This window comes from Metabacillus niabensis, assembly GCF_902829255.1.
In the GTDB taxonomy this organism is placed as follows: Bacteria; Bacillota; Bacilli; order Bacillales; family Bacillaceae; genus Metabacillus; species Metabacillus niabensis.
This window is the reverse complement of sequence record NZ_CADEPK010000234.1, coordinates 1-6758: the sequence shown is the minus strand read 5'-3', so window position 1 is coordinate 6758 and position 6758 is coordinate 1. Positions and strand designations below refer to the sequence as shown.

Below are 6758 nucleotides of genomic sequence, written 5' to 3'. Positions count from 1 at the left end.
ATTTTAGATGGTCGTGAAAAGGAAGTCATTATCGGAAGGTTTGGCTTAGATTTAAAAGAAGAAAAAACCCAGAGAGAAATCGCAAAGGAATTAGGTATTTCCAGAAGTTATGTTTCTCGAATCGAAAAAAGAGCTCTCATGAAAATGTTTCACGAATTTTATCGTGCTGAAAAGGAAAAAAGAAATAAAAAAAATCGGTAATAAAACAAGGGAAGAGATTATATCTCTTCCCTATATTTCTATACCAAGCTAGGCAGTGTCCTTCTCAACAATTAAGTGAATTAATAACTCTCTTCTTAGCATTAACATCGCCTCCCAATATTTTTTACACATTCAATTACATATTTCCATTCTTAAATAGATAATCTTTCGATTGTTCCATTCTTTCTTGTACTTCAAGATCTCTTTCATATTTATCTTTTGATTGTACACGCTTTGAAATTGTCAATGATAATGTAATAAAAAATAAATTGATCGTCATTGTATCACCTCCTTAAAAGATACTAAACCAAATTTGTTGCCATCGTCACAAACTGTCTTTATAGAGGGAATTTTAAAATAAAAACGCCACAGGACAGCCTGTGACGTTTTAGATATAGATATGCCACAAGCATTTTCGACTCAACCTGCGGCTCAATGATCAATTATTTTAAATCACATTAAATTGAGAATTCAACAACTTGGTCGATTAGATGGTTATTATGAAATTCTAGATTTACTGTTACCATATTTTTAACTGATTTCATCATAAACGACCTCCTTTGTTTTCTTCTTGGTAATTATATCCTCTTTTACCATTTCTGTAAATGAACTTTTAAAAAGTTGTAAAATTCTGAATTTTCCATAGCCTATAAAGGAGCTAAAAGTTGGATTACGAGGAAGCTATACATAAACAGGCAGTCAAGTCTAAAGTAAGTAAAAATAAAAAAACGACTATAACATCAGCCGTTTTTTACTCTTCAAGCTTTTCATATTGTTTTTTATATTTCAATGAGACCTTAAAACAAGTAAACGATGCCGCTAAGAAGATGAGCGTTGAAACCATCAAGATTATATCACGCCATTCGCTAGTTCCTTCATTCGGCAATACAACACCAATATATAAAAATACACTAACTGCTAATAAAATCATCGCATAATATTTAAAATCTGTAAAAAGTGCACGTAATCTTCTCTTTTCCATATTATCCCCACCTAGCTTATTTAACATAAACATACAATATCATAAACTAGTAGGCTACGAAGCAAGTAAATTTCTCCAACTATAGAATAGAGAAGAGCCTCCTCCCTATCAGTTTCCTGATTTAATATCAATAGGAGGAAGCACTGTGATTTTGAATATCGTTATATTCCTTCAACAATTTTCAATACTAATTGTGCTGAATGCTTAGCAGCTTTGTCCAAAAATTGATCAAATGATACATCTGATTCCTTCCCAGCAATATCTGATAAAGCACGAATCACAACGAATGGTGTATCAAACTGATGACAAACTTGTGCGATTGCCGCTGCTTCCATTTCTCCCGCGTACAAATTACTGAATTTACTACGAATAAATTCAACTTTATTCGGGTCATTTAAGAATGAATCTCCTGTTACAATAAGACCCTTTACTACTTGAATATCATTTATTTCTTTTGCCTTTTTTTCAGCAACATTTACTAGCATGTCATTAGGAATATACGCAGCAGGTAAGCCTGGCACTTGCCCATACTCATAACCAAAAGCTGTAACATCAACATCATTATGTCTAACCTCTGATGAAATGACAACATCACCAACGTTTAATGAGGAATGAAAGCCACCCGCAGAACCAGTATTTATAACATAGTCTGGTTGATAACGGTCTAATAAAAGTGTTGTGCTCATTGCTGCGTTCACTTTTCCAATACCAGACTTTAATAAAATGATTTCAACGCCTTTATAGATTCCAGATGTAAATTCACATCCAGCAATAAATTCTTGCTTTCGGTTTTCGAGAGTATCTCGTAAAATCGTTACTTCTTCTTCCATCGCACCAATAATTGCAATTTTCATGGTTGTCAAGTCCTTTCACATATATCAGATATACTTATGTATTCCCTTAGAAGTGTACCTATTTTATTTTCACAAAGCAAGCTTGGATTATAATCTTCTATTCGATGAATTAAAATCAGCTGTCCATGTGAGCTATTCTTTATTCTCAATGTTTGATAAAATGCTTATAGAATATGTAGTATTGAGGTGTTTATATGGATTTCCAATTAGATCTTATTAAGGATAAAATCGAATTTTTTGAGGCAACTTCAATAAAAGATTTAGAAAAGAATATCAATGAAAAAATTGAACAGAACCAAGCATTATTATTAAGTGTTCAATCCGTCTCCCATCAGATGCATGTCACAGAAGATGGAAAAAGGCTCTATAGTGCTGTCGTCCATTTTAAAGCTTCACTGAATTAAAATTGCCATTCAACCTTTTATACAAAAGAGTAATTATTCTGATTTATAAAAAAAACAGTGGAAAATTCCACTGTTTTTTAATTTAACTTCTCAATTTTCGTTGGCTTCCAGCCTTTATTTTCCACCCAAGTAATATAAACCTTATATTTTGCAGATTTATCTTTAGGTGAAATAGTACCAACTGCATCATTAGGTGAACCGTTATTTCCTAAAAACCAAATAATCATCTCTGATTCAGGAATTCCCGTAGCATAGCTTAATGCTTTTGTCATTTCAGCCCAATCCTGTGAACCTTTCGTATAGTCTGCTGCATGCGGTTCTGATTGAGATGTACCAACAGGCTCCCAACTTGGGTTTTCAATCGTTTCAACAATTCCTGAACCAGGTTCTCCCTCAGTAATCGTAGCTTCTTCTAAAGGCTCAGACGTCAAAGCTTCGTCATTATTTACTTCAGATTCATTAGCTTCATCGCTATCCTCTTGCTCATTTTCAGATATTTCTTGCTCTTCATTACTTTGTTGTTTATCACTATCTACTGCGTCGTCACTTTTATTTTCCTCATTGGCAAGTTTAATATCCGGCTGTTCATTATATTTAGCAGTTTTCTGAGCATCATTTCCACCTAAAATTAGCTGTGAACCTATAAAAATAATAAGAACTACTACGATACCTATTAATGTATTTAAGACTATATTCGTTTTTCTTCGTTTATCTCTTTTTTCAAATCGAGAGTTTACATGATAATTACTCAATGTTCTACACTCCTTTGCCCTCTTACCTTCTGTCTTATTCTAGCATTTGATTGCCATTCTATCTAGTTGTTTCACTAATTTTTCAAACACTAATAACTACAAATAGGTGTTTTGGATTAGAAATCGAAACAATATTTATTCATCAAAGAATGAAATATATATGATTTATACTAATTTGAATGATAGTTCCAAAAAAACAGGAATAGTACCCTTTTAGGAAAAAAGTACTTTTTACTTATCTAGCTTTGAAATTTCATTCACTACATCATAAAACGCTGCATTGGTCCCTGCCTCAGCACTTGTTGTATCCATCTCAACTACAACAAGTGCATACTTAGGACTATTCGATGGAAAATATCCAGCAAACCACTTGTTATAGAGAGTTTCACCTTTCGCATTCTTTTTACCTGTTTGCGCAGTACCTGATTTTCCTGATACTTCTAAAGGTGATGTTTGAAATCTTCTACCTGTACCCTCAGGATCAGTTACAACAAGACGCAATAATTTTTGAAGACTTGATGCAGTGTAAGGTGAAATAGATTCTCCCTCAATAGAATTAGACGAAAAAGAGTACATATTGGTTCCATTTTTATATAATATATTTTCTACGATCCTAACTTGTTTTTTCTGTCCGCCACGTGCAATCGTAGACATCATATTCACAACTCCTAAAGGTGTTACTTTAACATCCTTTTGACCAATAGCCGTTTGGTCGATAGCTCTCTTAACTTTCTTATCAGCATCATTTCCCCAAACCCTTCCCGATTTTTCTTCCGGGAATTGCTTAAACTGAGGATAATGGAATACCTCACCTGTCCAACCTACGGGCCCAATTAACCCTAATTTAGTTGCAGTTTCCTCAATAGCTGAAGCATCCTTCTCCATTAATTCCTCTGCTAATGTTGTAAAAGTATAATTACAGCTTTTTGCAAAGCTTCTTGCAAATGTTAGCATCCCATCATCCTGACCTCCATCGTTTTCCCCATATAAATTAAGATTACAATTAAATTCCCTTGTTGCATCATCTAAACCATATTCAATTGCGGCTGCAGAAATGACAGTTTTAAATACTGAACCAGGAAAAATTGGCTGCAACATATAATTTGTTAGTGAATGATTATCAGAACGATTTAACTCTGGTTTACTTACCATAGCAAGTACATTATTAGTTTCTATATCTAATAAGACTAATCCTCCATTTTCCACCTTTTGTTTATTTAACACTTCTTCTGCCATTGTCTGAAGTTCTTTGTCTAAAGTTGTTTCAACAGTAACAGGATAAAATGGATTTGAATCTGCTATGTACTTTACATTTATCCCAAAAAGAGGGTTGCCGTCACCATCAACATGGTAAAGTAATTTCGTCTCGGCATCTGGTAATAAAAATTCATCGAAGGCTTTTTCTAACCCAGTAATACCTATTTGTGTTTTATAAGATAAATCCTTTTTATCTGGGTACTTTTTTCTAAGTAATTCTGCATTTTCTCCTGTAATTCCAATAATATGTTCACCGATCGATTCTTCTAAAGGGGATTGCCTATAAATACCAAAGACTCCAGGTATTTCTAATTGATTTATTTTTTCAAGCTCCTTGCTTGATAATCTAACACCTTCATTTGTAGAAAGAACGATTGGTTCGGATGCAGATGTTAGCATATTGTTTAACCTTGTACTTGGTACATTTACGATTTCTGCTATCTTTTCTACAGGCCAATCAATCTCCTTCAAAAAAGGAAATAGAACAAGCGATGGCTCTGCTTGATTTTTTAACGGTTCACCATTACGATCGACAAAACGACCTCGTCCATCATCAATGACAACTTCTTGTGTTCTCTGATTAACACTTTCCTGAACAAGATTAATTCCTTTTTTTGAAAAGGATTCAGTATTGATTAATTGTATATCTGCTAAGCGAAGCAAAATAATGAATAATGCAGCCATAATAAATGCACCGACAATCATTAACCTCTTTCTTAAAATGGGTACAACCTCCTTTCACAATCCTCTCTATTCCATATTGGTTGCTATTTTCATTGACAAAAAATTGGACTGTTTTATACAATCAAGTTTTTTATAAAGCATGAAGTGTTTAGTTATAGCTTTGTACTCTACTCACTTTACAAGTGAGTAGCAGCACCTCACCATTTTAAACATAATTATTATTGGTCCTTCTGCACATGACATTTTTATCGTCTAATTTTAGATTTTCACCTTATTAAATTTATAGAAAATAAAAAACACCCCGTCTACATTTTCGACGAGGTGTCCATTTAATAAACATTTCATTAGCTAATTTTTACGATTTTTACAAGCATTTCTCCACCTGGAGTTTGAACAGTTACTTCTTCTCCTACTTTTCGGCCAAGTAAGCTTTTTGCAATAGGTGAATCATTTGAAATTTTTCCTTCAAACGGATCTGCTTCCGCGCTACCAACAATCGTATAGGTTTCTTCATCACCGTCTGGTAGTTCTGTAAAAGTTACAGTTCTACCAAGTGATACCATGCTCGTATCCGCTTCTCCTTCAATGATTTTCGCGTTACGAATCATATTTTCAAGAGTAGTAATTCTACCTTCAACAAAAGCTTGTTCCTCTTTTGCTGAATCATACTCTGAGTTTTCCGATAAATCACCGAAGCTTCGAGCAATTTTAATTCTCTCAACAACTTCTTTTCGTTTAACCGTTTTCAAATATTCAAGCTCTTGTTCAAGCTTTTCTTTACCTTCTTTAGTCATAGGAAAAACTTTTTCTTGTGCCATGTTTTTTCCACTCCTTCTAGTAGACTTCCCCATGTTTTTACATTTACTGAATCAATGACAAGGGATTTATGATTAAGTATGTATTCATTGGAGGCAGATTTTCCACCTCTAGTTTATAAAGAGTTATGATTAATAAGATGTTTTTCTTAAGCAAGTGAATTGTATAAAGGCATTTTCCCCTTTATAAAGTCGTTAATTATCAATAATCAAAAGATTACAAACGAATTTCTTATCATTTGAAAAAAGCAAGGGCCACTAAGTGCCCTCAACTTTTGAAAAAATGCTTTAAAGAAAATATCTTATTCTTATACATAATATGATCATAGTACTCTTTATCTATGCTATGTTATTACAAAATGGCGTTTAGTTCAAGAATTGTTTGGATTTTTGTTACCATTAAATCAATTGCTACGTGATTTTGACCGCCTTCAGGAATAATAATATCTGCATATCTCTTCGTTGGTTCAATAAACTGATTATGCATTGGACGAACAACTGACAAATATTGCTCAATAACTGAATCGATTGAACGTCCCCGTTCCTTTATATCACGTAAGATACGTCTTATAATTCGTAAATCCGCATCTGTATCAACAAATAGTTTAATATCCATTAAATCCCTTAAACGTTTATCCTCAAGGATTAATATACCCTCTAATATAATAACATCCTTTGGTTCAACAAGCATAACATCTTTTGATCTAGTATGCAATTTATAATCGTATATCGGCTTTTCAATCGTTTTATGATCTAATAATAACTGCAAATGTTCATATAATAAATCATTATCAAAAGCTAATGGATGA

At 33.2% G+C, this 6758-nt stretch carries 9 protein-coding genes; 2 read left to right on the top strand and 7 right to left on the bottom strand.

Annotated elements, in window-relative coordinates:
- On the top strand, positions 1-201 hold a 201-nt coding region (locus HU235_RS15065; protein WP_174880719.1), incomplete at its 5' end, for a sigma factor-like helix-turn-helix DNA-binding protein.
- Positions 202-337: 136 nt separating this feature from the next.
- Here the strand turns inward: HU235_RS15065 and HU235_RS15060 are convergent.
- From HU235_RS15060 to mtnN, 3 genes are all read right to left on the bottom strand, one after another.
- A complete protein-coding gene (locus HU235_RS15060) occupies positions 338-481 on the bottom strand; it encodes a YrzI family small protein (RefSeq protein ID WP_145585413.1) in 144 nt (47 codons plus the stop codon).
- A 471-nt stretch (positions 482-952) separates the two neighbouring features.
- The gene (locus tag HU235_RS15055) at positions 953-1183 is read right to left on the bottom strand and encodes a YrhC family protein (RefSeq protein WP_095303419.1); all 231 of its coding nucleotides are present in this window, start codon (positions 1181-1183) and stop codon (positions 953-955) included.
- Positions 1184-1344: 161 nt separating this feature from the next.
- The gene (mtnN, locus tag HU235_RS15050; protein WP_095303417.1) at positions 1345-2037 is read right to left on the bottom strand and encodes a 5'-methylthioadenosine/S-adenosylhomocysteine nucleosidase; all 693 of its coding nucleotides are present in this window, start codon (positions 2035-2037) and stop codon (positions 1345-1347) included.
- A 194-nt stretch (positions 2038-2231) separates the two neighbouring features.
- Between mtnN and HU235_RS15045 the strand changes: the two genes are divergently transcribed.
- Complete coding sequence (locus tag HU235_RS15045; RefSeq protein ID WP_095303415.1) at positions 2232-2441, top strand: YrzA family protein; 210 nt, start codon at positions 2232-2234, stop codon at positions 2439-2441.
- Positions 2442-2518: 77 nt separating this feature from the next.
- On the opposite strand, the gene HU235_RS15040 is transcribed toward HU235_RS15045, so the two are convergent.
- The 4 genes from HU235_RS15040 to udk all read right to left on the bottom strand — a co-directional run.
- Positions 2519-3193: a YrrS family protein gene (locus tag HU235_RS15040; RefSeq protein WP_095303413.1), complete on the bottom strand. Its 675-nt coding sequence runs from the start codon at positions 3191-3193 to the stop codon at positions 2519-2521.
- Between the two features lie 231 nt (positions 3194-3424).
- Entirely contained in the window at positions 3425-5155 is a 1731-nt protein-coding gene (locus tag HU235_RS15035) for a peptidoglycan D,D-transpeptidase FtsI family protein (RefSeq protein WP_174880718.1), read from the bottom strand.
- Between the two features lie 323 nt (positions 5156-5478).
- Positions 5479-5952 carry a transcription elongation factor GreA gene (greA, locus tag HU235_RS15030; RefSeq protein WP_095303410.1) on the bottom strand — a complete coding sequence of 158 codons (474 nt, stop codon included), beginning with the start codon at positions 5950-5952 and terminating at the stop codon, positions 5479-5481.
- A 349-nt stretch (positions 5953-6301) separates the two neighbouring features.
- Positions 6302-6758 (bottom strand): uridine kinase (udk, locus tag HU235_RS15025; RefSeq protein WP_174880717.1); only part of this gene is annotated, 457 nt, incomplete at its 5' end.

Bases quoted from the DNA above. Each gene is read 5' to 3' on its own strand.
- HU235_RS15035 (WP_174880718.1), bottom strand. From the start codon at position 5,155: ATGATTGTCGGTGCATTTATTATGGCTGCATTATTCATTATTTTGCTT.
- HU235_RS15045 (WP_095303415.1), top strand. From the start codon at position 2,232: ATGGATTTCCAATTAGATCTTATTAAGGATAAAATCGAATTTTTTGAG.
- HU235_RS15060 (WP_145585413.1), bottom strand. From the start codon at position 481: ATGACGATCAATTTATTTTTTATTACATTATCATTGACAATTTCAAAG.
- greA (WP_095303410.1), bottom strand. From the start codon at position 5,952: ATGGCACAAGAAAAAGTTTTTCCTATGACTAAAGAAGGTAAAGAAAAG.
- HU235_RS15055 (WP_095303419.1), bottom strand. From the start codon at position 1,183: ATGGAAAAGAGAAGATTACGTGCACTTTTTACAGATTTTAAATATTAT.
- mtnN (WP_095303417.1), bottom strand. From the start codon at position 2,037: ATGAAAATTGCAATTATTGGTGCGATGGAAGAAGAAGTAACGATTTTA.